Genomic DNA, 296 nt, shown 5'->3' with positions numbered 1-296 from the left:
ACGGGGGCTTGGCGTAGACGACCCATTCGATCCGCTTCAGTCCAGCCAGTTGGGCGCAGAAGGTGGCAGGGTCGGCCAGGCTGGCGAGATCGCTGAAGAAGCGAAGCTGGCCGGCGTGGAAGGCGTCCTGCAGGCGCTCCAGGAATAGCCGCCTGAACAGGCGCGACAGAACCCGCACGGGCAGGAAAAATCCCGGCCGGCAGGCGATCCATCGCTGGTCCCCGGCCTTCGCCGGGGCAGGCTCGAGCGACAGGCCGCCGCCCGGCACGACGCAGTGGACATGCGGATGATGGTGG

General features: G+C 68.6%; 1 protein-coding gene. It reads right to left on the bottom strand.

Annotated elements, in window-relative coordinates; translation table 11 throughout:
- Nucleotides 1-296, bottom strand: a 296-nt coding sequence (locus ACWGTO_RS34000) for a transposase (protein ID WP_454579020.1), incomplete at both ends; no start/stop codon positions are given.

Source organism: Mesorhizobium sp. PL10 (assembly GCF_053714315.1).
The sequence above is the reverse complement of the archived record's forward strand: the minus strand, read 5'-3'. Positions and strand labels throughout refer to the sequence as shown.